This window comes from Novosphingobium sp. BL-S-20 (assembly GCF_055521635.1).
This window is the reverse complement of sequence record NZ_CM145494.1, coordinates 1,835,360-1,860,976: the sequence shown is the minus strand read 5'-3', so window position 1 is coordinate 1,860,976 and position 25,617 is coordinate 1,835,360. Positions and strand designations below refer to the sequence as shown.

Sequence of the window (25,617 nt, the reverse complement as noted above, 5' to 3'; positions counted from 1 at the left end):
TGTTTCAGTGGCCGGGCTGTTTCAATGCATCGCGGAACGGCGCATCGTTGCCGTCGCCATCGACCACCTGCGGGAGGTGCAGGAGATCGCGCAGTAGCGGGGCGACATCGACGTTGTCGAACGACGCGAGCCTGCCCCGCGGCGCGAGGTCCGGGCCGCTCGCCACGAAGAGCGCCGCCATTTCCGGAACCGCATTGTCATAGCCATGAGTGCCGCCGGTCGAGGCTTTCTCAGGCTTGGTTGCGGCGATCTGCCAGCCAGTCTCGGCTAAGCAGAAGAACGGGGCGATGCGCGGATTACTGCCGTAGTGGAAACGGGCGGGAATGTCCTGCTTGCGCCAGCACTGCATGTGGTTCTGCGGTTTGAGCAGCTTGGCGGCGAGTGCCCCGTCATTGCCCGCAGTTGGCGTTAGTCCGGCGAAGGGGCCGGTGTCGCCCAGCGTATAGAGCGAAGGATCGGCGATCTTGTCGAGCGCGATGACCCGCTCGCTGGAAATCGCCGCCATGCCGTGATCGGCCACGACGATGAGATCGGCGGGCTGCCCGAGTTCGTGTAGGCCTGCGACGAGCTTGCCGATGTCGCCGTCAACATCGGCGATCGCGGCATCGGTGTGGGCATCGTCCGGGCCGTAGTGATGACCGGCGGTGTCCACCTGATCGAAGTAGAGCGTGACTAGCTTCGGGCGGTTGGCGGCGGGACGGCGCAGCCAGTCCAGCACAGCCTCCACCCGCTGCATCGGCGATACCGCGCCGTTGTACTGCTGCCAGTCGCGGGGGCGGATTCCGCCGTCGATGGTCTTCCACGGCTCCTTCACCAGCGTCCCGCCCCAGGCGACGTTGGAGCCGGGCCAGAACATCGTCGCCGTGTGGATTCCCGCCTTTTCCGCCGTGACCCAGATCGGTTCGGCTTCGTCCCACCAGTAAGGCTCGTCGCTTGCCATCGTGAACTTCTCGCCGGGATGGGCGGGGTCCTCGAAGCTGTTGGCGACGATGCCGTTGCGGTCAGGCACTTTTCCGGTGGCGAGCGCCCAATGGTTTGGGAAGGTCTTGCTGGGGAACGAGGGGCGCATCGCCGCGCTGATCCCGCTGGCCGCGATGGCGGAAAGGTTGGGCGTGATCCCGCGATCGAGATAGTCGGCGCGGAAGGCATCGATCGAGACGAGGATCACCACCGGATCGCGGCGATCGTCAGAAGGCTTCGAAGCGGATTTGGCGAGTGCGGGAGAGGCGAGCAGGGCCAGCGCGCCTGCCAGGTGGGCGAGTCTCTTCATGTCGTCGCCCCCATAGACCTGCGATCGCGACAGGTCGATGTCTTGTTATATCATCCTTGCCAGCATCCACAGCGCCATGGCGACCATGAACAGGTTCTCGGTGAGCGAGACGAAGCCCAGCGGCACCGCGCCGGAACCGCCGACGCAGGCGCACTTGAGTTCGCGCTTCTGGATATAGACCGCGTAGAACACCGAGACCCCGCCGATGCCGCCGATCGCGAGACCGATGGGGATCGAGAGCCAGGGCAGGGCATGGGCGGTCATCAGCGCGCCCGCCGTCCATTCCAGCACCGGATAGGCATAGGCATAAGGCACGAAGCGCTTGGCGAGCAGGTCGTAGCCGAGGAACATCGTCGAGAACTGCTCGACATCCTGGAGCTTGAGCATCGCCAGCAGCATCATCGTCATCGAGACGAACCACTCGGCGCTGCGCAAGGTGAATGGCGTGCCGAACGCCGCCCAGCTGGCCGCGAGCGCAAGGCCAAGCCCGGTCGCGAAGACGGCGAGAACCGGGCGATAGGTCTTCGCCTTCGGATCATGAACCTTGAGGCCGAAATGCGTCCTCAAGTCCGTGTAGCCGCCGATCCGCTTGCCGTCGATGAAGGTCTGGGGCGTCGTCGCCACGCCCTGTTCGGCCTTGAAGGCATCGACCTGATCGCGTGTGGTCAGCCAGTGATCCTCGACCTCGTATCCCAGCTTTTCCAGAAGGTACTTGGACTTGATTCCCCAGGGGCACGAATGCTTCTCCATGACCATGCGATGGAGAACGGCGGTACGGGCTGGCGTCTGTGTCATGACTCGGCTTATAGCTTCCGTACCATGGTACGGAGTCAAGCATGGCCCTGACGATTTCGGAGCTGGCGCGTTCGAGTGGCGTCGGCGTGGAGACGGTGCGGTTCTACCAGCGCAAGGGATTGCTGTTCGATCCGCGCCCGGCGGCGACCGGCGGCGCCAAAGGCCAGCGGCATTACGGCGAGGAGGACGTGCGGCGGTTGCGCTTCATCCGTTCGGCCAAGGCGGCGGGCTTCATTCTCGACGAGATCGCCGAACTCATCAGCCTCGATCACACCGGAGACCGGCCGAGGGCGCGGGAAATGGCGCAAGTGCGCCTCGCGGCGCTGGACCTCGAAATCGCCGGACTGGAAGCGGCGCGGCAGTCGCTCCGGCGGCTTGCGCAGGAATGCGCGGGGTCGGACGAGGGGCCTTGCCCGATCCTCGAATCTTTCGAGGAAACGGCTTTATATGGCGGCGCAAGCTCGAAAACCTACGCCGCCTGAGCAAGATCAGACGTTGAACTTGAAGTGCATGACGTCGCCGTCGTGCACCACGTATTCCTTGCCTTCCTGACGCAGCTTGCCGGCTTCCTTGGCGCCGGATTCGCCGTTCAGCGCGACATAGTCGTCATAGGCGATGGTCTCGGCGCGGATGAAGCCGCGCTGCATGTCCGAGTGGATTTCGCCTGCCGCGTCGGGGGCCTTGGCGCCCTTGTGCACGGTCCAGGCGCGGGCTTCCTTCGGGCCGACGGTGAAGAAGGTCAGCAGGCCGAGCAGGTCGTAACCGGCGCGGATGATGCGGGCTAGGCCGGTTTCGTGGAGGCCCATCTCTTCGAGGAAGACCATGCGTTCCTCGTTGTCCATGCCGACCAGATCGGCCTCGATCGCGGCGGAGACGATGACGGCGGTGGCGCCTTCGGCCTTGGCCTTCTCAAACACGCGGGCCGAGAAATCATTGCCTTCGGCGGCGGATTCTTCCTCGACGTTGCAGACGTAGAGCACCGGCTTGGCGGTGAGCAGCTGGGCCTGCGCGAAGACGCGGGCTTCGTCGTCGTCCTTGGGCTGGGTCAGGCGGGCGGGCTTGCCGTCGCGCAGCAGTTCCAGCGTCTGGCCGAGGACCGAGGCGATGATCTTCGATTCCTTGTCGCCCTGCGCGGCCTTCTTCTGGGCGGCGGGAACGCGCTTTTCCAGGCTTTCGAGGTCGGAAAGCAGCAGTTCTGTCTCGACCGTCTCGGCATCGGCGATGGGATCGACGCGCTCGTCGACGTGCTGGATATCGTCGTTCTCGAAGCAGCGCAGGACGTGGACGATAGCGTCCACCTCGCGGATGTTGCCGAGGAACTGGTTGCCCAGGCCTTCACCCTTCGAGGCGCCGCGCACGAGACCGGCGATGTCGACGAAGGAGAGCTGCGTCGGGATGATCTTGGCCGAACCGGCGATCTCGGCCAGCTTGTCGAGGCGCGGATCGGGCACGCCGACCTGGCCGACGTTGGGCTCGATCGTGCAGAAAGGATAGTTGGCCGCCTGCGCTGCCTGCGTTTCGGTGAGCGCATTGAACAAGGTCGACTTGCCGACATTGGGCAGGCCCACGATTCCGCAACGGAAACCCATGTGTAACTCCGGAAGAAATGTTTGGCCGCGCCTTAGCGTCACTCCGCCCGTATTACCAGTTGCACGGCGAGTCTTTGTTGAGCGGGGCTTCACGGAAATTTCAGGGCTTGGCCTTAGACCCGCGTCATGAAAGCCGCCGTTTGCCTGTCGCTTGCCGCTCTTGCCTTCGCTTTACTGGGCGGATGCGGCGATGGTGGACCGGCTCCGTTCGACAAGGCGCGCGCCGATTTCGCCGCGCAGGACTATCAGGCGGCGCGGACGAGCCTGTTTGCGGCCTTGGAGCAGGAACCGGGTAATCCCGAGGCTCTGGCACTGCTGGCGCGCACGCAGATCGCGCTGGGCGATGCCGATGCTGCCGATCGCGCGATCGCGCGTCTCGAAACGGCGGGAGAGAAGGGCGCGCGATTGAAGCGCCTGAAAGCGGGGCTGGCCCTGCTGCGAGGGCGGGCATCCGACGCGATCGCGCTCATTGTAAACGATTTCGACACCGAAGCCTGGCGCCTTCGGGCGGAGGCCTATCTCGCTCTCGGCGATGACAAGGCAGCGACGGAGGCCTTCGAGCAGGGGATGAAGGCCGGGGACGATCTGCCGCTGGCCGTGGCCTATGCGCGGTTCGCGCTCACAGGGGGAGACCTGTCCCGCGTCGATCATATTTTGTCGAAAATGCAGCAGTTTGCTGTAAACTCTTACAACACGCTCGCACTTTCAGGAGACCTCGCAAGCGCGCGCGGCCAGACCGATCGGGCGATTGCTGCCTATCGCCGGACGATCGCGGCCTATCCGGACAAGGTTCCGCCGATGCTCGCGCTGGCCAATGCCTATGATGAGCAGGGCAAGGTCGATGAAGCCATGGCGGTGCTGGAGAAGGCGCGGAAGGTGTCCCCCGGCGATCCGGCGCTGGAAGACCTGCGCATCCAGTTGCTGGCCGAGAAAGGCGAATGGGAGACGATCCGGCTAGGCCTGCAGGGACGCGACGGTGATCTCGATCCCGCCTCCGGAGTGGGCCTGACTTATGCGGAGGCGCTCCTGCGTCTCGGCTATGCCGAGCAGGCGCGGGTCCTGTTCAGCCGCGCGGTCCTGCTCGATCCGGGGAATGCCTATGCGCGCACGATGCTGGGGGAATCCCAGCTTGCGACGCACGATCCGCGCGGCGCCTGGGCTACGCTGAAGCCGCTTGCTGCAAGTACTCTGGCGCGGCCCGAGCTTCTCTCGCTGGCAGAGCGGGCGGCGCGAGCCTCGGGCGATCCGCAGGCGGATGTCCTCAAGGCCCGCCTCGACCCTGCACGTCTGAAAGCGACGATGGCTTTGGTCGACAAAGGGCAGTCAGCGCTCGCGCGGCAGGATTGGGTGGGAGCGCTTGCCGCCTATCGCGAACTGCTTCGGCGCGGGGAGGATGGGGAAGTGCTCGGGAACCTCGCCTGGGCCTCGGCGCGATCGGGGCAGGCGAAGGCGGCGCTTGCCTATGCCGATCGCGCGCTGGCGCTGAAGCCGGACGATCCGGACTATCTCCATGCCGCCGCCCGCGTGCGCCTGGAACTGCGAAGCGATCTGACGGGCGCCCGCAGATTGCTCGAAGCGGCTGCGAGCGCCGATCCGGGTAATGCGGAAATCGCCCGCGACCTTGCAAAAGCCAAAGCCGCCGCCGTTTGAGACCGGCGACGACTTGAGACTGTTTCGAGCTGTCGGATCAGTCGCGGCGCTTGCGGCGACGGGCATAGGCGAGGCCGAGGAGGCCGATGCCCATCATGCCGAGCATGCCGGGTTCGGGAACGGCGGTGCCACCCGAGCTGGAACCGCCCGAAGAGCCGCCCCCCGAAGTACCACCCGAGGTCGTCGTGCCGCCGGAGGTCGAAGTCGTACCGCCCGAGGTGGAGGTGGTGCCGCCCGAAGTCGTCGTGGAGCCGCCGGAGGAAGACGAAGACGACGAAGAAGAGCTGCTGCTGCTCGACGAGCTGCTGGAGCCGCAGAGCTTCTTGCCCTGCGAGTGGCCGCAGCCGCAGGAGTGCTTGTGGTCGTAGCCGTAAGTGGCCTCGGCCGGCGAGACGAAGGCGATTGTGCTGCCGGCAGTAAGCGCCAGGGCGAGCATGGTGCTGCGGATCATTCGTATTCCCCTTGTTGCCCGAATAGGTTTCCCAACAAGAAAAGCAAATGCCGTGCCAAATACGGTTTTCTGCGGATTGGACTGGTTAACGCCCGTGCCGGACGGTGCAATGTGTAAGCTAACCCGACGCTAATTATGCGCAAAAGATAACTAACTTGCGCCGTCAATCCTGCTGGCGAAGCGCCACGTCGTTCATGAAGCGCACGTCGTCTCCGGCTGCGAGTCGGTCGGCTTCTCCGGCGACGGCGCCCAGCATGTCGGCCAGCGGGTCCATGTCGGCCTTGGCATAGTTGCCGAGTACATAGCCGTGGACGCGGTCCTTGTGGCCGGGATGGCCGATGCCGAGCCTTATGCGGCGGAACTCGGCGCCGAGGTGCTGGTCGATCGAACGCAGGCCGTTGTGACCGGCGTGACCGCCGCCCTGCTTCACTTTGACCTTGAACGGCGCGAGATCGAGTTCATCGTGGAAGACCGTGAGGTCGGAGAGCGCCAGCTTGTAGAAGCGCATCGCTTCGCCGACGGCGCGGCCGCTCTCGTTCATGAACGTCGCGGGCTTGAGTAGGAGGATCTTCTGCGTGCCGATGCGGCCTTCCTGAAGCCAGCCCTGGAACTTCTTCTGCGTGGGGCCGAAGCCATGGACTTCCGCGATCGCATCGATCGCCATGAAGCCGACATTGTGGCGGTTCAGCGCATATTGAGTACCGGGATTGCCGAGGCCGACCCACAGTTGCATGTCGATAGATCCTGTAACTTGAACGCGAAACGGCCCTTCCTGCTCGCCGGTCTGGCCGGGGCGGGAAGGGCCGTTCGTTTATCCGAAGATGGTTTCGGGCGAAATTACTCGCCTTCGCCTTCCTTCGCGGTGTCGCCTTCCGAGCTCTTCAGAGCCGAGGGGGCGGCGATCGTGGCGATCGTGAAGTCACGGTCGCTGATCGCGCTCTCGACACCGGCCGGGAGCTTCACGTGGTGGATGTGGATCGATTCGCCCACGTCGAAGCCGGTCACGTCGATGACGATTTCGTGCGGGATCTTCTCGGCGTCGCAGACGAGTTCCAGCTCGTGACGGACGACGTTCAGCACGCCGCCGCGCTTCAGGCCCGGCGAGGCGTCTTCGTTGGCGAAGACCACCGGCACGTTGACGTGCACGGTCGCGCCCTTGACGATGCGCAGGAAGTCAGCGTGGAGCGGACGATCGGTGACGGGGTGGAAGGCAACGTCCTTCGGCTGCGTCCGGAACTTCTTGCCGCCGACTTCGACTTCGATGATCGAGTTGAAGAAGTGACCGGTTCCAAGCTGGCGAGCCAGCTCCTTTTCCTCGACGTGGATCGCGAGGGGTTCTTCGTTGCCACCATAGACAACGGCGGGGACGCGGCCATCGCGACGCAGAGCACGGGAGGCTCCCTTGCCAGCCCGATCACGCGTCTCGGCCGGCAGGTTAAGCGTATCGCTCATGTGGACTTGCCTTTCGAAATCTGGATAGATGTCGGATACGGACCGCGTATCGATCCGCACCGTCCCGTCACGCCTCCAGGGATGACCATGACGGTAAGCGCGCGCCCTTAATGCGAAATGGGCGAAAAGGCAAGCATCCGGCGGCTACTGTATCCGCGTGACCGTATAGCCCTTTTGCGCGAGCATCGCCGGAATGCCCTCCGGTCCCGCCATATGTGCGGCACCGACCGCGACGAAAGGTCGCTTGCCGCCGTCGATGGCCTGGGCGATCTGCGCCGTCCAGTCGCGGTTGCGGCCCACGAACAGCACTGCGCGCAGCTCCGGATCAGCCAGCAGGCCCTTGCGGGTTTCCTGCTCGATCGTCGTCATGTCGCCCTTGCGCCAGCTGGCAGCGAGGTCGGTATCGGAACGATCCGCCTCCGCCACGACCGCCGAGAGCAGGTCGCGCTGCTCGCGTTCGGGCAGGCTGTCGAACAGACCAAGCTGCTTCGCGGCGCCTTCCAGTTCGATGACGGGGCGCTTTCCGGCAGCGGCGATCACCCCCCGGTCCACGCCGTTGCGGGCCTCGTCCTTGTTGGCTCCGGCCTGCGCGACGGTGAGCGCGGCGGCCCAAGTGTCCATCCCCGCAAAATCGCCATCGCCGTAGCCGCCTTTCTTGAGCAAGGCTTCAAGTGCAGGGCGCTCCTTCGCGGCGATCCGCTGCGAGAGCGGCGGCTGTCCCTCATTGCGGGCGAGGCAGGCGAAAGTGGCGGAAACTTCACTTTCATTGGCAAGATTACCGACTTCGACCATGATTTCATGGGAATCATCTAGGGCCTGCCGGACCTTTCCGGTCTGCCAGAGCAGCGGCGCCTTGGCGCTGTGGATCGTGCCGAATAGCCATGCCGTTTCGCCGTCCGGGCTCTCGACATGCCAGAGTGCGGGTCTCGCGGCTTCCGGGCTGGGGCTACAGGCGAAGAGCGCGAGTGCAGCGCCCAGCAGCGCCAGTTGCGGGAACAGCTTGGGCATCGACCTATTGCACCCGGACGGAGCGGACCCCGGCCTTGGCCAGTTCGTCCTGCACGCTGCCGCGCCCGGCGAGATGGCCCGCGCCCACGGCCACGAAAACGACGCCTGGTTCGGCGAGCCGCGCCTTGAGCCACTTGGCCCAGGCCTTGTTGCGATCGGTGATGAGCACCTTGCGCATCACTTCGTCCGATTCGTCCTCGTTGAGCAGCTTGGCCAGTTCCTCGGCTTGCCCCGCCTTCCAGGCGGCCACCAGCTTGGCAATATCCTCACGTAATGTCGGAAGTTGTTCGACTACCTCGTTGAGATAGCTGCGCTGGCTCTTCTCGGGCAGGTCTGCGAAGAGGCCGATCTGGTAGTCCGCCGTTTCGAGCGGATGGCGCGCGATCCTGCTGGCGGCGGCCTTGGTCTCGATCTGGGTTTCGATCCCGTTGGCCTGCTCGTATCCGGCGGCCTTGAGCGGTATCAGCGACAGCACCAGACCGGCGTACCAGGGTTGGAATTGATCGAAGGTTTCTGCCGGAATATGCAGATTTGAAAGCGCTTTTTCGAGATTTTCGCGTTCCGATGCGCTCAGGCTCTCGCGCAAGGTCTTGCCGCCATGGCGCATGCCCTTGTCCAGGAACACTTTCTGAAGCGCTTCCGGCGAATCGAGCATGGTTTCCGTCACCAGCAGGTTTGCGGAGTTGAAAGCCTGCTGCACCGGCCCGTGGAACCAGTCGGCATTTTCCGGCAGGATGTGGACCGTGCCGAAGAGGTAGATCGTTGTATCCTTGTCGGCGATCTTCCAGAGCGCGGGGCGGGCTGGAGCCACGGCCTCGGCGCGTGGTTCGGCCACTGCGGTCTGCGCATCTTGTGCCAGTACCGGCGGTGCGAACAGGAACAGCGGGGCGAGGGCGGCGAGACGCAGCCGCTTACTGGAAAAGATCATCGGGTTTCCTTGGAAGGAAAGAGACAAACGCAGCCTTAACAGCGGCATTCCGGCCGGAGATAGCCGCAGGCGCGGGTTTGCGGTAGCGTCGCCTCGGATTTAACAGGTGCCTGCGCGGTTGATTTGCCGGGTTCGATCCGCCAAAGGCCGCGAAGCCAAGAGTTTTGACGGGATTTCGATGTCGACCGCAGCGCAGCAGCCGCTCAGTTTCCAGGACATGATCCTGACGCTCCACAATTTCTGGAGCGCGCAGGGCTGCCTCATTCTTCAGCCCTATGACATGCGCATGGGGGCAGGGACCTTCCATCCGGCCACGACGCTGCGCGCGCTCGGCCCGGAGCCGTGGAAGGCCGCCTATGTTCAGCCTTCGCGCCGCCCCACCGACGGCCGCTATGGCGAGAACCCGAACCGCCTTCAGCACTATTACCAGTATCAGGTGATCCTGAAGCCGAACCCGGACAACCTTCAGGAACTCTACCTCGCCAGCCTCGCCGCGATCGGCGTGGACCCGCTGGCGCACGATATCCGTTTCGTGGAGGACGACTGGGAAAGCCCGACGCTCGGCGCCTGGGGCCTGGGCTGGGAAGTCTGGTGCGACGGCATGGAAGTGACGCAGTTCACGTACTTCCAGCAGGTCGGCGGGTTCGACTGCAAGCCGGTTGCCGGGGAACTGACTTACGGTCTCGAACGCCTTGCGATGTATATCCAGGGCGTCGACCGGGTCTACGACTTGCGCTTCAACAACGAAGGCGTGAGCTACGGCGACGTGTTCCTCGCCAACGAGCAGCAGATGTCGAAGTACAACTTCGAGATCGCCGATACCGAGGCGCTCTTCGCCGGTTTCAAGGCTGCCGAGGCCGAATGCATGCGCTGCATCGAGGCGGAAATTCCGCTCGCCGCCTATGACCAGGCGATCGAGGCCAGCCATCTCTTCAACCTGCTTCAGGCACGCGGCGTGATCTCCGTGCAGGAGCGCGCCAGCTACATCGGCCGCGTCCGCGATCTCGCCAAGGGATCGTGCGAGGCTTGGATCGAGAAGAACAAGGCCGAATGGGAAGCCAAGTTCCCAGGGTGGACCGTATGAGGCTTCGACAAGCTCAGCCTGAGCGGATCGCCGCTCAACTTCCGCTCGTCCTGAGCCTGCCTACTGGCTCGCCCTCCACCATTCGTCGAACGGCGCTCTGACATGACCGACTTCCTTCTCGAACTGCGCTCGCAGGAAATTCCGGCCCGCATGCAGGCCGGTGCCCGTGCCGACCTTGAAAAGCTGTTCCGCAAGGACATGGCCGCTGCCGGTGTCGCCGTGGGCGAAGTCACCGTGTGGTCGACCCCGCGCCGTCTGGCGCTGATCGCGCGCGGGTTGCCGCTCGCCACCGAGGCGGTGCATGAGGAAACCAAGGGGCCTGCCACCAGCGCGCCGGAGCAGGCGCTGGAAGGCTTCCTGCGCAAGACGGGCCTGACCAAGGACCAGCTCGAAGTCCGCGACCTCAAGGGCAAGGACACCTACTTTGCCGTCGTCGAAAAGCCCGGCCGCGCCGTGGCCGAAGTGCTCGCCGAAGTGATCCCCGCGATCATCCGCAACTTCCCCTGGCCCAAGTCGCAGCGCTGGGGCGCAGCCTCGATCTCGACCGAGTCGCTGCGCTGGGTGCGCCCGCTCTCCGGCATCGTCGCGATCCTCGGCGAGGATCTGGTCGAATGCGAAGTGGGCGGCATCCGCTCGTCCTATGTGACGCTCGGTCACCGCTTCCACGCACCCGGCGAGATCACCATCGGCGGCGCGCATGACTATGCCGACAAGCTGCACCTGGCCCACGTCCTCGTGAACCACGAGGAACGCCAGGACATCGTGCGCAGCAAGGCGCGTGAAGCGGCGGCCGCCGCCGGTCTCGTGCTGGTCGAGGACGAAGGCCTCGTGATCGAGAATGCGGGCCTCACCGAATGGCCGGTGCCGCTGCTCGGCCGCTTCGAGGAGGACTTCCTGGAAGTTCCGCCCGAGACGATCCAGCTTACCGCGCGCGTGAACCAGAAGTATTTCGTCTGTGAAGACGTCGCAGGTTCGCTTGCCAACGCCTTCATTTGTACGGCAAATATCGTTGCGACCGATGGCGGGGCGGCGATCGTGGACGGCAACCGCAAGGTGCTGGCCGCGCGTCTGTCGGACGCCCGCTTCTTCTGGCAGCAGGACCGCAAGACGCCGCTCTCGGCCCACGCCGAAAAGCTCGCGCGCATCACGTTCCACGAGAAGCTGGGGACGGTCGCCGACAAGGTCGAGCGCGTGGCGAAGCTGGCGCGCTGGCTGGTGGAAGAAGGGATCGTGGGTTCGGGCACTTCTGCTGCCAATCCTCGTCATCCCCGCGAAGGCGGGGATCCCGCTTCCCTTGCGCATGACGCCACAAGCGGGGCCCCCGCCTCCGCGGGGGCGACGAAGGCGCTTGCGGATCAGGCGGAACTGGCAGCACGCTTGTGCAAGGCCGATCTCGTCACCGAGATGGTTGGAGAGTTCCCTGAACTTCAGGGACTTATGGGCGGTTATTACGCTCGCGCTGAAGGTCTTCCGGATGCCGTAGCGGATGCGATCCGCGATCACTACAAGCCGGTCGGGCAGGGCGACGAAGTACCGAGCGCGCCGGTTACGGTGGCAGTGGCGTTGGCGGACAAATTGGATACGTTGATTGGGTTCTTCTTGGTCGATGAACGTCCCACGGGATCAAAAGACCCATTTGCTTTGCGACGCGCCGCATTGTCTGTGTTCAACTTGATATCGGCCAATCAACTACGCATCGAGTTAGTCTCGACGATGTGGGCGTGGCTTTGCTTTGCAATCACTCGTGCGAAAACAGGCAAGCCTGTAGTTGGTTGGCCAACTTGGCTTGAGGAGTTGTTGCATTCTCCATCTCCGCTCAATGTCTTAGATGAAAACCATATTATTCAAACAGACGGGTTTTCGGAGCTGGAGCAACGGGTTCGCTACGCGTCTTGTAGTGTCGCAACGAAAATCGACGGTTGTTTCTCAGGCCTCCTCGACTTCTTCGCAGACCGTCTCAAGGTCCAGCAGAAGGAAGCCGGTGTCCGTCACGACCTGATCGATGCGGTCTTCGCGCTCGGCGGCGAGGACGATCTCGTTCGCCTGCTCGCGCGCGTCCATGCGCTTCAGGCGTTCGTCGCGACCGACGACGGCGTGAACCTGCTGGCGGGCTACAAGCGCGCGGCCAATATCCTCAAGAAGGAAGACTGGCACGGCGTCGAGGGCGAGATTTCGCGCACCGGCGAGGAAGATCCGCTGGCGGGTGTCGAGGACCCCGACCTCGCCGAAGTGATCGCTGCCAAGATGGCGCACCGTCACGCCAGCGAGCAGGCGCCCGCCTATCAGGCCGAGCCAGCCGAACTGGCGCTGATCGAGGCGGTCACCTCGGCAGAAACCGAAGTGGCGCGCGCCGTATCGGTGGAGGACTTCGCCGCCGCGATGACCGCGCTGGCCTCGCTCCGCGCGCCGATCGATGCGTTCTTCGAGCATGTCACCGTCAACGATGCCGACCCGCTCAAGCGTCAGGCCCGCCTGGCCCTGCTTGATCGCTTCCGCGCGGCAGTCCACAAGGTCGCGGACTTCTCGCGGATCGAGGGCTAGTTATCTGACCCCGGCTTCGCGGAATGTCGAAAAGACAGGAAGGGAAGCCGGGGATCGATGAACAGGCAGGTCTACACGTTCGGCGGCAATGCCGGGCACGATGAGGATGCGCGCGCCCGCGATAAAGTCGTCGTCGGCGGCAAGGGCGCCAACCTAGCGGAAATGGCGGGCATCGGCCTGCCGGTGCCACCGGGCTTCACGATCACCACCGAGGAATGCGTGAAGTACCTCGCCGAGGGCGGGGACTTTTCTGAAGACCTGCGATCCGACGTGGCGCAGGCGCTGACCCATATCGAGCAGACCGTCGGCAAGCGCTTCGGCGATCCGGCCGATCCACTGCTGGTCTCGGTGCGTTCCGGCGCGCGGGTCTCGATGCCGGGCATGATGGACACCGTGCTCAATCTCGGCCTCAACGACGCGACCGTCGAGGGGCTGAGCACGGTGTCGGGCGACGCGCGTTTCGCCTGGGACAGCTATCGCCGCTTCATCCAGATGTATTCCGACGTCGTCCTCGGCCTCGATCACGGGCGCTTCGAGGAGGCGCTCGAAATCGTCAAGGAAGACAACGGCTACATGAACGACGTCGAACTCGCGGCGTCCGACTGGCAGGCCATCGTCCGCGAGTACAAGGGCATCGTCGAGCAGGAACTCTGCCGTCCGTTCCCGCAGGACGTGCAGGAACAGCTCTGGGGCGCGATCCGCGCGGTATTCGATTCCTGGGATTCCGACCGCGCCAAGGTCTATCGCCGGTTGAACGACATTCCCGGTGACTGGGGCACGGCGGTCAATGTCCAGGCCATGGTCTTCGGCAATATGGGTGACACTTCGGCCACCGGGGTGGCCTTCACCCGTGATCCGGCGACGGGTGAGAAGGCCTATTTCGGCGAGTGGCTGGTCAATGCCCAGGGCGAGGATGTCGTCGCCGGTATCCGCACCCCGCAGTACCTGACCAGAGCCGCCCGCGAACGCGCGGGAGCGAAGCCGCTGTCGATGGAAGAGGCGATGCCCGAGGCTTACGGCGAACTCGCCGAAGTGTTCGAACTGCTCGAAAAGCACTACCGCGACATGCAGGACATCGAGTTCACCGTCGAGCGCGGCAAGCTCTGGATGCTCCAGACCCGCTCGGGCAAGCGTACAGCCAAGGCCGCGCTGAAGATGGCGGTGGACATGGTCGAGGAAGGTCTGATCGACGAGGCTACCGCGATCCGCCGCGTCGATCCGATGGCGCTCGACCAGTTGCTGCATCCGACGCTCGACCCCAAGGCGCCGCGCGACATTCTCGGCAAGGGGTTGCCCGCCTCGCCGGGGGCGGCATCGGGGGCGATCGTGCTCGACGCCGATACGGCGGAGAAGCGGGCGGAGCGCGGCGATGCGGTGATCCTCGTGCGGGTCGAGACCAGTCCCGAGGACATTCACGGTATGCATGCGGCGCGCGGTATCCTTACTGCGCGGGGCGGCATGACCAGCCATGCGGCAGTCGTGGCGCGCGGCATGGGACGGCCTTGCGTATCGGGTGCCTCTGGGCTGTCCATCGACATGAAGACCCGCAGCTTGCGCATGGGCCGCCGCGAGTTTCGCGAAGGCGACGTGATCACGCTCGACGGCTCGACCGGCGAGATCATGGCTGGTGAAGTGCCGACCATCGAACCGGAACTGGCGGGCGACTTCGGCACGCTCATGGTCTGGGCGGACCGGCACCGCCGCATGAAAGTGCGCACCAATGCCGAGACCCCGGCGGATTGCCGCATGGCCCGCCAGTTCGGCGCCGAGGGTATCGGCCTGTGCCGCACCGAGCACATGTTCTTCGATGCGGGCCGCATCTCGGCAGTCAGGCAGATGATCCTGGCCGAAGATGAGATTGCTCGCCGCGCGGCGCTGGACAAGCTGCTGCCCGAGCAGCGGGCCGACTTCATCGCGATTTTCGAGGTCATGGCGGGGCTGCCGGTCACGATCCGCCTGCTCGATCCGCCGCTGCACGAATTCCTGCCGCACGGCGACGCCGAGTTCGCGGAGCTTTCGGAGAGCATCGGCATCGGTGTCGATACGCTGCGGCGCCGGGCGGAGGAACTTCACGAGTTCAACCCGATGCTCGGCCATCGCGGGTGTCGGCTCGGCATCACTTTCCCCGAGATATACGAGATGCAGGCCCGCGCGATCTTCGAGGCGGCCTGCGAGGTCGCGGCGGCTTCGGGCGAGGCCATCGTGCCGGAAGTGATGATCCCACTCGTCGCCACCCGGCGCGAGTTACAGATCCTCAGGAAAGTGGTGGACGAAACCGCCGCCAAGGTCTTTGCCGAGAAGGGCCGGACGTTGGATTACATGGTCGGCACGATGATCGAACTGCCGCGCGCCGCGCTGATGGCGGGAGAGATCGCCGAGGAGGCCCGGTTCTTCTCGTTCGGCACCAACGACCTGACGCAGACCACGCTCGGCGTTTCCCGCGACGATGCCGCGCGGTTCCTCAGCCCTTATGTGGAGAAGGGAATCTATCCGCGCGATCCCTTCGTCAGTCTCGATGTCGAGGGGGTCGGCCAGCTCGTGGAGATGGGGGCGGAGCGCGGGCGGGCGACCGATCCTGCGCTCAAGCTCGGCATCTGCGGCGAGCATGGTGGGGACCCGGCTTCCATCGCGTTCTGCGAGAAAGTAGGGCTGGACTACGTCTCGGCATCGCCTTTCCGCGTGCCGATAGCGAGGCTGGCGGCGGCGCAGGCCGCTTTGGGATGAAAGCAAAAAGGCCGGAAGATCGTTTCCGGCCTTTTTCTTATTTCTTCCAACCGGATAGGGTCAGGATTTCGAATTTTTCGACGGTTCGCCCATTATCCCCAGCGGCGGCGAAGGCCTCTCGCGCCCGCGACAGGGCGGCCTTGCCCAGCACCGGCGGGGCATCGGCCAGTACGCCGCCGATGGCCTGGGCGCGAATGTCGCCGACCAGTCGTTCGAGACTGCGGAAGCCGACTTGCAGGGCGCGCTGGTCGATCACCGGATCGGCGAAGAGCGTGCGCTGGAGCAGTTGTCCGCCCGCGCGCACGTCGACCATCGGATGGACCCGCGCCGCCGGGCGATCTCCGTCTGCGGCGAGCATGACATCGCGCAGGACCGGCAGGCTTCCGGCGGAAAGGAAGCTGGCGATCATCATCCCGCCCGGCGCCAGAGCCTTGCGGATATGGACGAGCGCCCCCGGCAGGTCATTGACGGTGTCGAGGGTGCCGAGGCTGGCGATGAGGTCGAAGCCCTCGAAGGGGTAGGGGGCTTCCTCGTCGAAACCTTCGGCCGGTTCCACTTGCGTGACCTCTACGCCCTGAGCGGCGAGCGCGCCTGCAAGGGCGCCGGTCCAGTCGCCCACGACCAGCGCGCGTTTCGGCTCGAAGCGCAGGAAGGCGAGACGGTCGAGCACGTCCTCGACCATGTCGTCGTGCAGATAGTGCGGCGCATCGGCAAGCCGCTGGGAGGCGAGGGCGCGGCGGCGGGCGGCGAGGCGGCGGGCGGGCGAGAAGATGCGGGGAGGAGCTTTGCTGGCCATGACTGCCCCCTGCCGCTTTGCGCGCCCTCGCGCAATCGCTCTTCCTGCAAGCGGGTTAACGTCTTGTAGCTTGCCGGTGGCGGATTGCCGGTTAGCTTTGGCGGCGATGTCTCTAGCGCGTGCTCTCGATCCGCTTGTCGACCTGATCTTTCCGCCGCGCTGTCCGCTGTGCGGGGCAGGGCTGAGCAGCCATGGCGGCCTTTGCGCGACCTGCTGGGTCGAACTGGCGATCCCCGGCGACCCCTGCTGCGCGACCTGCTCGCGCCCGTTTAGCGAGGGCGTGCCGGAGGGGGCGCTCTGTGCACCTTGTCTGGGCGATCCGCCGCGTCATGACGGCATTGCCGCCGCCACGCTCTACAATCCGGCCTCGCGCAAGCTGGTCCTGGCGCTGAAGCACGGCAATCGCATTTCGCATGCGCGGTTCATGGCCAGGCTGATCGTCGCCAAGCTGTCCTTCGTGGACGAGACATGGCTGATCGTTCCCGTTCCGCTGCATCGCTGGCGAATCTGGCGGCGCGGCTACAACCAGGCGGCGGAACTGGCGCGGGAAATCGCACGCTCCACAGGTGCAGTCCTGGCAGTCGATGTGCTGGAGCGTCGCAAGGCTACGCCATCGCTGGGCGGATTGGGCAAGGCAGCGCGCAAGCGCGAGCTTTCCGGGGCGATCGCCGTCCGTGCCTCGCGAAGGCGCACACTGAAAGCGGCGCAGGTCCTACTGGTGGACGACGTACTGACAAGCGGAGCGACCAGCGATGCCTGCGTTTCCCGCCTCAAGCGGGCCGGCGCGCGAAAGGTCGTCATCGCGTGTTTTGCGCGCGTGCTGGATGAAGCGCTTGGCGATGTGTCCAGTGCTTGAAGGCGTATACAAAAACGCCCGGAACCTGGGGTTCCGGGCGTCCTCGTGACGAAACTGTTGAGCCCTGCATAGCAGTTCGGCGGTCCCCTGTCGGCCGCCTGGCCCGATCCCTCATTACCTGAAACCAGACCACCCGAAAGTATTCCGGCCTTGTTCCCTGAACCGTGGCGCTTGTATCAGCTACCTATGGATCAGCAGCAACCCCCAGCTGCAAGGCGACATTCCTACGAAACCGCGGGGTTGAAAAGAGGGACTGCGCGGCTACGAGGATTTTGGTCAACGGCTGTGGTTATCGTGCAACAACGGCGTCCAATGAATTCAATTCGGAGAAATTTCCGGCATGTCCGAAGTAAGCAAAGCTGAACGCGAACTGGGAACGTCCTTCCTTCCGCGATTCGACGCCCAGGGTCTTCTGATCGCGATCGCCGTCGATTCGCAGACGCGGGACATCCTGATGGTGGCCTACATGAACGCTGAGGCGCTCGAAAAGACGCGCGAGACGGGGCTTGCCCATTTCCACTCACGCTCGCGCGGCAAGCTCTGGCTGAAGGGTGAGACTTCGGGGCATTTCCTGCGGGTCGAGGAAGTGCTCGTCGACTGCGATCAGGACGCGATCGAACTGCGCGTGCGTCCGGAAGGTCCTGCCTGTCATACCGGCGCGAGAAGCTGTTTTTACAGGAAGTTATCCGGCGATTCCCTGATTCGCACCTTGGACTAAGCGTTAGCAGGCAGTCGAATAACCGAAGTAACGGAACCCGGTTGTTTGCCCGCAGAACATGGACTTATTGTGCTGATTCAAAATTAACCAAGGAATCAGCATCTTCCTCAGAGCACCATTGAGCGGATGGAGCGGACGGATCGTCGCAATCGGCTCGCAAGAGTTGTTCGACGAAGGAACTATCCGGCTCGACAGGGTGCAAGGGCCTTCCTTGGCCGTGCCCGTCCTACGAGAAAATCGTTGAACGGCAGAGGCTTTGGTCGGTGCTTCGTGCCCCATGTACCGATTGGCGGCTCTGTCTGCCTTCGGGTTGCCGAGATTTCGAGGCAGGCCGGGGTGAGGAGATGGGTGCTCTGTAGGGTGCCTGGGGCGCATGAATGGAAGGGAAGCATCAATGAAGCACAAAGCGTTGATAGCTGCCATGGCGTTGGGGCTCGTTGCAGCTCCGACGGCGGCCATGGCAACGACTCCGTCCGCCAGCAATTTCCCCAGCGGGATCCCGTCGTCGATTCTTTCGGCGATTTCGGGTCTGGGGAACGTCAGCTGGGGCAACGCGAGCTGGGGGACCATTAGCTGGGGCAACACCGGACCGGGTGGCGCCAGCTGGGGAACCATCAGCTGGGGTAGCATCAGCTGGGGCAACTGGAACCCAGACGATGGCAAGTCGGACGGCTGCTGAGCCGACCGCTTGACCACCGTGGCCGTCCCTTGCGGACGGCCACGGCTTGGAAGTCTCAGTTCAGGATTTCATCAAAAAACGCGAGCAGGGCGGCCCAGCTCTGGCGATCGGCGCTGGCGTCGTAGCCGATTGCGGCCATGCCGCGCTCATCGCTGCCCGGATCGGTGAAGCCATGGCGCACCCCCGAATAGGCATGGAAATGCCAGTTCGCGCCGGCCCGGTCCATTTCCTCCCAGAAACCGATCACTTGCTCGCGCGGGACCAGCGGATCGGCATCGCCGTGGCAGATGAGGATGCGCGGCTTGATCGCGCCTGGCTCGGCCGGAGCGACGGTCGACAGCGTGCCGTGGAAGCTGACGGCGGCGGCAAGGTCTTGACCGTCACGCGCCGCTTCCAGAACGGCCTGACCGCCCATGCAATAGCCAATCCCGAGCACCGGTAAACCGGTTGCTTCGGGAATCGCCTTCAGCGCGGCAATGGCGGCAGCGATGCGGGCGCGGTAGTGACCGTTGTCGGCCCGCAGCTTTTCGGCCATCGGGAACGAGGCTTCGAAGCTGGCGACCGGCTCGCCATAGAAATCCGCGACCAGGACCAGATAGCCGAGATCGGCCAGCATCTTCGCGCGGCGCTCAATCGCCGCGTTGAAGTTGGCGATCGTCGGGAACAGGATCACCGCAGCGCGCGGCGATCCTTCGGTACGGGCGAGGTGGCCGGTCAGATCCTGACCGGCGTGGCTATAGGCAATCGTTTCCAGCATGGTCATTCCGGCAGGAAGTCCGGCACCGAGAGATAGCGCTCGCCGGTGTCGTAGTTGAAGCCGAGCACGCGGCTGCCTGCGGGCAGTTCCTTGAGCTTCTGGGCGATGGCGGCAAGCGTCGCGCCCGAGCTGATGCCCACGAGCATGCCTTCTTCGGTCGCGCAGCGGCGCGCCCATTCCTTGGCATCGGCCGGATCGACCTGAAGCGCGCCGTCGATCGACTGGGTGTGGAGATTGGCGGGAACGAAGCCGGCGCCGATGCCCTGGATCGGGTGCGGGCCGGGCTGGCCGCCCGAGATCACCGGCGAAAGCGTCGGCTCCACCGCATAGGCCTTGAGTGCGGGCCAAGACTGCTTGAGCGTCTCGGCGCAGCCGGTGAGGTGGCCGCCGGTGCCGACGCCGGTGATGAGCACGTCGATCGGGGTATCGGCGAAGTCGGCGAGGATTTCCTGCGCCGTGGTCTTCACGTGGACGGCGACATTGGCCGGGTTTTCGAACTGCTGCGGCATCCACGAGCCGGGAATGGTTTCCAGCAATTCCTTGGCGCGCTCGATCGAGCCCTTCATGCCCTTTTCGCGCGGAGTGAGGTCAAAAGTGGCGCCATAGGCCAGCATCAGGCGGCGACGCTCGATCGACATCGATTCGGGCATGACGAGAACCAGTTTGTAACCCTTCACCGCCGCAACCATGGCAAGGCCGATGCCGGTATTGCCCGAGGTCGGCTCGATGATCGTGCCGCCGGGCTTGAGCGTGCCGTCCGCTTCGGCTGCCTCGATCATCGCGAGCGCGATGCGGTCCTTGATCGAGCCGCCGGGATTGGTCCGCTCTGCCTTGACCCATACCTCATGGTCCGGGAACAGGCGCGAGAGGCGGATATGCGGGGTATTGCCGATCGTGGCGAGGATGCTGTCGGCCTTCATGTCTCATGCTCCCATCGTGGTGCGAAGGTACGGGCGCGGCGGATCTCGGGAAAGCTCCAGGCCCAGATTGCGGTAATGACTATGGCAGCGCTGCCGCCGAAAACAACTGCACCGGTCGCGCCGAGCAGGGCTGCTGCCACGCCCGACTGCATCTCGCCAAGCTCGTTTGACGCCGAAATGGCGAGGCCGGAAATGGCGGAAACGCGCCCGCGCTTGTCATCGGGCGTGCGCAGCTGGACCAGCGAGCTGCGGATGAACACCGAAATCATGTCCGCCGCGCCGAGCAGGGCGAGGAAGCCGAGCGAAATCACGAAGCTGCGCGACAGGCCGAAGCCGACCGTCATCGCACCATAGGCGGCGACGGAAAGCAGCATCTTCACGCCGACGTTCTTCGCCAGCGGCTTGAACGAGAGCCAGACCGCGACGGTGGCGGCACCGCAGGCGGTGGCGGCGCGCATCTGTCCGAGGCCCTCGGGGCCGACATGGAGAATGTCGCGCGCGAAGACCGGCATCAGCGCGGTGGCGCCGCCCAGCAGCACGGCGAAGAGGTCGAGCGTGATGCAGCCGAGCAGGAATCGCTCGCGCCAGATGAAGTGGAATCCGTCGACGATCTGGCGGACCGGGTGGTCGCGGCGCGCGTCCTTGGGCACCGGCGGCAGGTTGCGGATGCTGGTGATGCTGAGCGCGGCGATGGCCATGAGCACGGCGGCGACCCAGTAAGGCGTCGCGTGGTGCCGGGCGAAGAGGAAGCCGAAGGCCGCCGGGCCGATGATCGTCCCGGCCTCGATCGCGATCGAGTTGAAGGCGATGGCGCGCGGGATCAGCGAGACCGGCACGATGTTGGGGGCAATCGCGGTCATCGACGGGCTGACGAAAACGCGGGCGATCCCGTGGAGTGCCGCGAAGACGTAGAGCACCGGCAGGCTGCGCAAGTCGAGTTCGGTCACGAGGGCCAGTCCGGCCGCGACCAGCACGTCGGCGGCCATGGCGAGGCCCGCCACCTTGCGCCGGTCGAAGCGGTCGGCGATGACGCCCGCTACCGGGGTCAGCAGGAAGATAGGCAGGAACTGGGCAAGACCCAGCAGACCGAGCTGGAACGAGGCCTGGGTGATCGACATGCCGTAGACGCTGCGGGCGACGTCGTAGAGCTGGTAGCCGATGATGACGACCATGCCGGTCGACGCGAAGACCACCGCGAAACGGGCGAGCCAGAACTTGCGGTAATCGGCAATGCGCAGCGGCGAGCTTGGCTCTGCCGCTGCGGAAGGGCTTGGTGTCTCTATCGTACTCACGGGTGGCTGCATGGCAGCATGTCAAAGCATTGCCAAGACATGCTGCTTATGAGATTTTTTCGCAGCTTATTTTTTTCGTCAGTAGGTGAAGCGCGCGGTCAGGCGCACGTCGCGTCCGGCGATCGGCACGAAGTCGCGTGTTTCCGAAGCGGCAAGCCTTCCCGTCACGTCGAGCAGGTTGTCCGCCGCCAGGATCAGCGAGAGCGGCCCCTCCGCGCCGAACGGGCGCCAGGTGGCGCTGGCGTTTACGAGGGTGAAGGCATCGGTCGGGTTTTCGTTCTCGGTCACGCGGGTCTGCTTGGCATTCCACTCGACTTCGCCGCGCAGGGTGAAGGAGGAGGCATCGAACTCCAGCCCGCCGCGCGCGCGCAGCGGCGGGATGCGGGGGACCGGCCCCATGTTCACCAGCCTGGCGTGGGTATAGTCGACGCCGCCGTCGGCTTTCAGCGACTTGTCGCCCCAATGCGCAAAAGTGACGCCGCCTTCGGCCTCGATGCCGCGGAAGCGGGCAGGGGCCTGGAGGTACTGGTAAACCGGGAAGTCCTCGATAACTTCGCCGGTGGGGACGGCGGTGATGAAGTTCGCGAAGTTCGTGCCGAACACCGTCACCGAGCCGACCACGTCGCCGCCGTTATAGCGTGCCCCGGCTTCGATGCTGTCGCTGCGCTCGACCTTGAAGTTCGGATTGCCGCGTTCGTAGGACTGGGTGGCATCGTGCATGCCGTCCACGAAGAGCTCTTCCGCCGAGGGCGCGCGCTCGCCGTGCGAGTAGTTCACCGAGAGGGTGACGGTATCGATCGGATGCCAGGCCGCGCCCGCGACGGCGGCATACTGGTTGAAGTTGCGATATTCATCGGCCGGGATCGTGCGGATCTGCGTGTTCTCATAACGCAGCGCACCTTCGAGGTCGAACTGGCCCAGTTCGAGATGCTGGAGCGTGAAGACCGCGAAACGATCGGTGTTGTTGTTCGGCAGCAGCTTTTCGTCGCCGGTGATGCGAAGCTGCGAGGAGGAGTACTGGACGCCGCTGGAGCCGCTCCAGATGCCGCGCCGGGCCTGGTCGGCCTGGAGGCGGACTTCGAGCGCCTGGTTGTGGAACTGGGTGCCGATATCGCCGTCCTCGATCTCGGCATGCTCGTAGTCGCCATAGGCACCGCGCACTTCGACGCGCTTGAGGAAGCCATCGAGGTTGAGACCGGCGCGCAAGTCCACGCGGGTCTGGCGCAGCGAGATGCTGGTCGAGTCCGGATCGGCGGAGGGGCGCGGCGGAATGCCGTAGTCGGTGGCGAGGCGCTGGACCGAGACGCCGATGTCGCCGCCCTGGTCGATGAAGGCCAGGCCGCCGCCGTAAGTCCAGCCTTCGGTGCCGCTGTTGGCGATTTTGCCGCGCCTGTTCGCCTGCTGGGTCAGCGTGGCTGCGCCGGTGAGGTCGCCCGCATCGGCCAGAGCGCTGGCCTGCGTCAGAGTCTGCGCGCGCAGCTCTGGCGAGAGGACGTAGCCGCCGACATGGAGGTCGTCGCTGTGATAGTAGGAAGCATCGAAATGGGCGACGAGGCGGCTGGCGAGGCGCACGTCGGTGGCGACGCCGCCGTTGACCATGTTGGCTGCCGTTCCGAACGAGCCGAGTGCGTCGACAGTGAAGGCCTTGTCGGGAACCTTGCGGGGAATGCGCTTGTCGACGGCGTTGACCGCACCGCCTGCCGGATCGCTGGCATAGAGCAGGACGCGCGGGCCGTGGAGCACTTCGACGCGCTCGACATTGAGCGTATCGAGCGAGACTGCGTGGTCGGCCGAGACCGAGGAGGCGTCGAGCGAGCCGATGCCGTCAAGCAGGACCTGGACGCGCGGGCCGTCGAAGCCGCGCAAGACCGGGCGCGAGACGCCGGGGGCGAAGCCGGTGCTGGAAACGCCGGGCAGGCTCGCCAGCATCTCGCCGATCTGCGGCTTGAGATCGCGGGTCAGCGCCTCGCCCGAAAGCACGACGGGGGCCGAAATCGGATCGGCATTGCCGGAAATGAGGCGGCCGGTGACGATGATGTCGGCGCCGCTTTCCTGCGGGTGCCCGTCCGTATCCGCAGGCGCGGTTGCAGTCGCTGACGCAGTCGTAGTCTGGGCACTGGCCATGGCCGGCAGCAGCGCGAGCGTCGTGGAGAAGGCGCTGGCAGTGACCAGCAGGGCGATTCGGGCGGTTGGGAGCGTCATGCCTAAACGGCTAATTGCGAGGATATAACATATCAATGCTGAAGTGTTTCAGTTCGCTGAAGCGAGGCATATGTGCGACAAATGGAGTTTGTCGTTGATTTTGCGGAAAATCGGCCCGGCGTTTCCCGCGGGCCCCCTCAGCGGCCTTCTCAGCGACGGGGGCGCAGGCGCGGGTTGGGCTGAACGGTATCGACCAGCTTGAGGAAATCGTCGACGCGGATGATCCGCTCGAACTGGAAACCCGCGCGGCCTTCGTGTGCCCAGATCATGTGGGCTTCGATCCGGCCGATCACCGGCAGGCGCATGACGAGGCGCTCGCCGCGCTCCAGCGGCAGTTCGCCCTGCGACATGAAGCCCTGGGCCGAGAGGTTGACGATGTGCAGATGCAGGTCGCCGAGCTGACGGTGTTCCGCAATCACCGGGTAATCGACGGGATGGCGCGTCGCACGACGCTTGTCGGTTACAGTGAGCTGCGCTCCTGCAGTCATCTCAATTGCCTCTGTTGTGACCGTGAGCGGGGACGGTGCACTGAAATGGCAAAGAAACGGTAAACCCGTGCACTATTGAGCATAAGCGGGCGGCAAAATGTGCCTATCTTGCGTTGAAACGCCCCGGTTTCGGGAACCGGGGCGTTTATTGCATCGCACTTGTGGGAAGGTGTCAAAGACCCTTGAGGATCGCGTGCTTCTTCTTGCCGAGGCTGAGCTTGCGGGTTTCACCGGAGGCGACTTCGATCAGGAAGGCCGGGTCGTTCATTGCTGCATCGTCCAGTTTGACCGCGCCTTCGCCGATCTTGCGCTTGGCCTCGCCGTTGGAGGCGGTGAAGCCGAGTTCGGTCAGTGCCGCGCCGAGGCGCACGCCTTCGCCGGAGACTTCGAGTGTCGGCAGGTCCTCGCCGAGACCGCCGCCCGCAAACGTCGCCTTGGCGGTCGCTTCGGCGGCGACGGCGGCATCCTCGCCGCGGCAGAGCTTCGTCACTTCGTTGGCGAGCACGACCTTGGCGTCGTTGATCGCGGCGCCTTCCAGTGCTTCGAGGCGGGCGATCTCGTCCAGCGGCAGATCGGTGAACAGGCGCAGGAACTTGCCGACGTCGCGGTCGTCGCAGTTACGCCAGTATTGCCAGAAGTCGTAGGAGGGCAGCATGTCCTCGTTGAGCCAGACCGCGCCCGCGGCCGACTTGCCCATCTTGGCGCCGTCCGCGGTGGTGAGCAGCGGCGTCGTCAGGCCGAAGACTTCCTTGCCGTCCATGCGGCGGGTCAGTTCGATGCCATTGACGATATTGCCCCACTGGTCGGAGCCGCCCATCTGGAGCCGGACTTCCCGATCCTTGTTGAGGTGGCGGAAGTCGTAGCCCTGAAGGATCATGTAGTTGAATTCGAGGAAGGTCATCGGCTGCTCGCGTTCGAGGCGCAGGCGCACCGAATCGAACGACATCATGCGGTTCACCGTGAAGTGGGTGCCGACTTCCTGCAGCAGCTGGATGTAGCCGAGCTGGCCCAGCCAGTCCTGGTTGTTGACCATGACCGCGTCGGTCGGGCCATCGCCGAACTTCAGCAGGCGCGAGAAGATCGAGAAGATGCCTTTGATATTGGTCTCGATCGTCTCGTCCGTGAGCATCTTGCGGCTCTCGTCGCGGCCGGTCGGATCGCCGATCCGGGTGGTGCCGCCGCCCATCAGCACGATCGGCTTGTGGCCGGTCTGCTGGAGACGGCGCAGCATCATGATCTGCACGAGGCTGCCGATGTGGAGCGACGGGGCCGTCGCATCGAAGCCGATATAGCCGGGCACGACCTGCTTGGCGGCGAGAGCGTCGAGGCCCTCGGCGTCCGTCATCTGGTGGATGTAGCCGCGCTCTTCGAGCAGGCGGAGCAGGGAGGAATTGTAGGTCATGATGGCCCAGTGCTT

General features: G+C 64.7%; 22 protein-coding genes. 7 read left to right on the top strand and 15 right to left on the bottom strand.

Annotated features, from left to right (window positions below; translation table 11 throughout):
* Positions 1-4: 4 nt before the first annotated feature.
* On the bottom strand, positions 5-1,270 hold the full coding sequence (locus ACZ1II_RS16415; protein ID WP_465144707.1) for an alkaline phosphatase family protein: 1,266 nt from the start codon (positions 1,268-1,270) through the stop codon (positions 5-7).
* Between the two features lie 45 nt (positions 1,271-1,315).
* The gene (locus ACZ1II_RS16410) at positions 1,316-2,065 is read right to left on the bottom strand and encodes a MauE/DoxX family redox-associated membrane protein (RefSeq protein WP_465144706.1); all 750 of its coding nucleotides are present in this window, start codon (positions 2,063-2,065) and stop codon (positions 1,316-1,318) included.
* Positions 2,066-2,106: 41 nt separating this feature from the next.
* On the opposite strand from ACZ1II_RS16410, the gene ACZ1II_RS16405 reads away from it, so the two are divergent.
* A complete protein-coding gene (locus tag ACZ1II_RS16405; protein WP_465144705.1) occupies positions 2,107-2,547 on the top strand; it encodes a MerR family transcriptional regulator in 441 nt (146 codons plus the stop codon).
* 6 nt (positions 2,548-2,553) lie between these two features.
* Here ACZ1II_RS16405 and ychF read toward each other — a convergent pair whose 3' ends face one another.
* The gene (gene ychF, locus ACZ1II_RS16400) at positions 2,554-3,654 is read right to left on the bottom strand and encodes a redox-regulated ATPase YchF (protein WP_465144704.1); all 1,101 of its coding nucleotides are present in this window, start codon (positions 3,652-3,654) and stop codon (positions 2,554-2,556) included.
* Positions 3,655-3,780: 126 nt separating this feature from the next.
* Between ychF and ACZ1II_RS16395 the strand changes: the two genes are divergently transcribed.
* Positions 3,781-5,304: a tetratricopeptide repeat protein gene (locus ACZ1II_RS16395; RefSeq protein WP_465144703.1), complete on the top strand. Its 1,524-nt coding sequence runs from the start codon at positions 3,781-3,783 to the stop codon at positions 5,302-5,304.
* A 37-nt stretch (positions 5,305-5,341) separates the two neighbouring features.
* Here the strand turns inward: ACZ1II_RS16395 and ACZ1II_RS16390 are convergent, their stop codons facing one another.
* The 5 genes from ACZ1II_RS16390 to ACZ1II_RS16370 all read right to left on the bottom strand — a co-directional run bounded on the left by ACZ1II_RS16390 (position 5,342) and on the right by ACZ1II_RS16370 (position 9,143).
* Positions 5,342-5,755 carry a PEP-CTERM sorting domain-containing protein gene (locus ACZ1II_RS16390; RefSeq protein WP_465144702.1) on the bottom strand — a complete coding sequence of 138 codons (414 nt, stop codon included), beginning with the start codon at positions 5,753-5,755 and terminating at the stop codon, positions 5,342-5,344.
* A 163-nt stretch (positions 5,756-5,918) separates the two neighbouring features.
* Positions 5,919-6,488, bottom strand: coding sequence for an aminoacyl-tRNA hydrolase (gene pth / locus ACZ1II_RS16385; RefSeq protein WP_147215012.1), 570 nt, complete (start codon positions 6,486-6,488; stop codon positions 5,919-5,921).
* Positions 6,489-6,592: 104 nt separating this feature from the next.
* The gene (locus ACZ1II_RS16380; protein WP_465144701.1) at positions 6,593-7,207 is read right to left on the bottom strand and encodes a 50S ribosomal protein L25/general stress protein Ctc; all 615 of its coding nucleotides are present in this window, start codon (positions 7,205-7,207) and stop codon (positions 6,593-6,595) included.
* Between the two features lie 144 nt (positions 7,208-7,351).
* Positions 7,352-8,215 (bottom strand): TraB/GumN family protein, encoded by an 864-nt coding sequence (locus ACZ1II_RS16375; RefSeq protein WP_465144700.1) that lies wholly within the window; start codon positions 8,213-8,215, stop codon positions 7,352-7,354.
* 4 nt (positions 8,216-8,219) lie between these two features.
* Complete coding sequence (locus tag ACZ1II_RS16370; RefSeq protein WP_465144699.1) at positions 8,220-9,143, bottom strand: TraB/GumN family protein; 924 nt, start codon at positions 9,141-9,143, stop codon at positions 8,220-8,222.
* A gap of 178 nt (positions 9,144-9,321) precedes the next feature.
* Between ACZ1II_RS16370 and ACZ1II_RS16365 the strand changes: the two genes are divergently transcribed.
* The 3 genes from ACZ1II_RS16365 to ppdK all read left to right on the top strand — a co-directional run bounded on the left by ACZ1II_RS16365 (position 9,322) and on the right by ppdK (position 15,492).
* Positions 9,322-10,227, top strand: a complete 906-nt coding sequence (locus ACZ1II_RS16365; protein WP_086490579.1) for a glycine--tRNA ligase subunit alpha — start codon at positions 9,322-9,324, stop codon at positions 10,225-10,227.
* A 102-nt stretch (positions 10,228-10,329) separates the two neighbouring features.
* Entirely contained in the window at positions 10,330-12,768 is a 2,439-nt protein-coding gene (gene glyS, locus ACZ1II_RS16360; protein ID WP_465144698.1) for a glycine--tRNA ligase subunit beta, read from the top strand.
* A gap of 57 nt (positions 12,769-12,825) precedes the next feature.
* Positions 12,826-15,492, top strand: coding sequence for a pyruvate, phosphate dikinase (ppdK, locus tag ACZ1II_RS16355; protein WP_465144697.1), 2,667 nt, complete (start codon positions 12,826-12,828; stop codon positions 15,490-15,492).
* A gap of 37 nt (positions 15,493-15,529) precedes the next feature.
* On the opposite strand, the gene ACZ1II_RS16350 is transcribed toward ppdK, so the two are convergent.
* Positions 15,530-16,288, bottom strand: coding sequence for a methyltransferase domain-containing protein (locus ACZ1II_RS16350; RefSeq protein ID WP_465144696.1), 759 nt, complete (start codon positions 16,286-16,288; stop codon positions 15,530-15,532).
* 106 nt (positions 16,289-16,394) lie between these two features.
* On the opposite strand from ACZ1II_RS16350, the gene ACZ1II_RS16345 reads away from it, so the two are divergent.
* Complete coding sequence (locus tag ACZ1II_RS16345) at positions 16,395-17,144, top strand: ComF family protein (RefSeq protein WP_465144695.1); 750 nt, start codon at positions 16,395-16,397, stop codon at positions 17,142-17,144.
* 340 nt (positions 17,145-17,484) lie between these two features.
* Positions 17,485-17,862, top strand: a complete 378-nt coding sequence (hisI, locus tag ACZ1II_RS16340) for a phosphoribosyl-AMP cyclohydrolase (protein WP_465144694.1) — start codon at positions 17,485-17,487, stop codon at positions 17,860-17,862.
* Between the two features lie 734 nt (positions 17,863-18,596).
* On the opposite strand, the gene ACZ1II_RS16335 is transcribed toward hisI, so the two are convergent.
* From ACZ1II_RS16335 to tyrS, 6 genes are all read right to left on the bottom strand, one after another.
* Complete coding sequence (locus ACZ1II_RS16335; RefSeq protein ID WP_465144693.1) at positions 18,597-19,304, bottom strand: dienelactone hydrolase family protein; 708 nt, start codon at positions 19,302-19,304, stop codon at positions 18,597-18,599.
* The gene (cysK, locus tag ACZ1II_RS16330) at positions 19,301-20,218 is read right to left on the bottom strand and encodes a cysteine synthase A (RefSeq protein WP_465144692.1); all 918 of its coding nucleotides are present in this window, start codon (positions 20,216-20,218) and stop codon (positions 19,301-19,303) included. Before cysK ends, ACZ1II_RS16335 begins: the two co-directional genes overlap by 4 nt.
* Positions 20,215-21,522, bottom strand: a complete 1,308-nt coding sequence (locus tag ACZ1II_RS16325) for an MFS transporter (RefSeq protein WP_465144691.1) — start codon at positions 21,520-21,522, stop codon at positions 20,215-20,217. The genes cysK and ACZ1II_RS16325 overlap by 4 nt, the downstream gene beginning before the upstream one ends.
* A gap of 66 nt (positions 21,523-21,588) precedes the next feature.
* Entirely contained in the window at positions 21,589-23,712 is a 2,124-nt protein-coding gene (locus tag ACZ1II_RS16320) for a TonB-dependent receptor (protein WP_465144690.1), read from the bottom strand.
* Positions 23,713-23,861: 149 nt separating this feature from the next.
* The gene (locus ACZ1II_RS16315; protein ID WP_465144689.1) at positions 23,862-24,200 is read right to left on the bottom strand and encodes a PilZ domain-containing protein; all 339 of its coding nucleotides are present in this window, start codon (positions 24,198-24,200) and stop codon (positions 23,862-23,864) included.
* A 172-nt stretch (positions 24,201-24,372) separates the two neighbouring features.
* Complete coding sequence (gene tyrS, locus ACZ1II_RS16310) at positions 24,373-25,602, bottom strand: tyrosine--tRNA ligase (protein WP_465144688.1); 1,230 nt, start codon at positions 25,600-25,602, stop codon at positions 24,373-24,375.
* Positions 25,603-25,617: the final 15 nt, after the last annotated feature.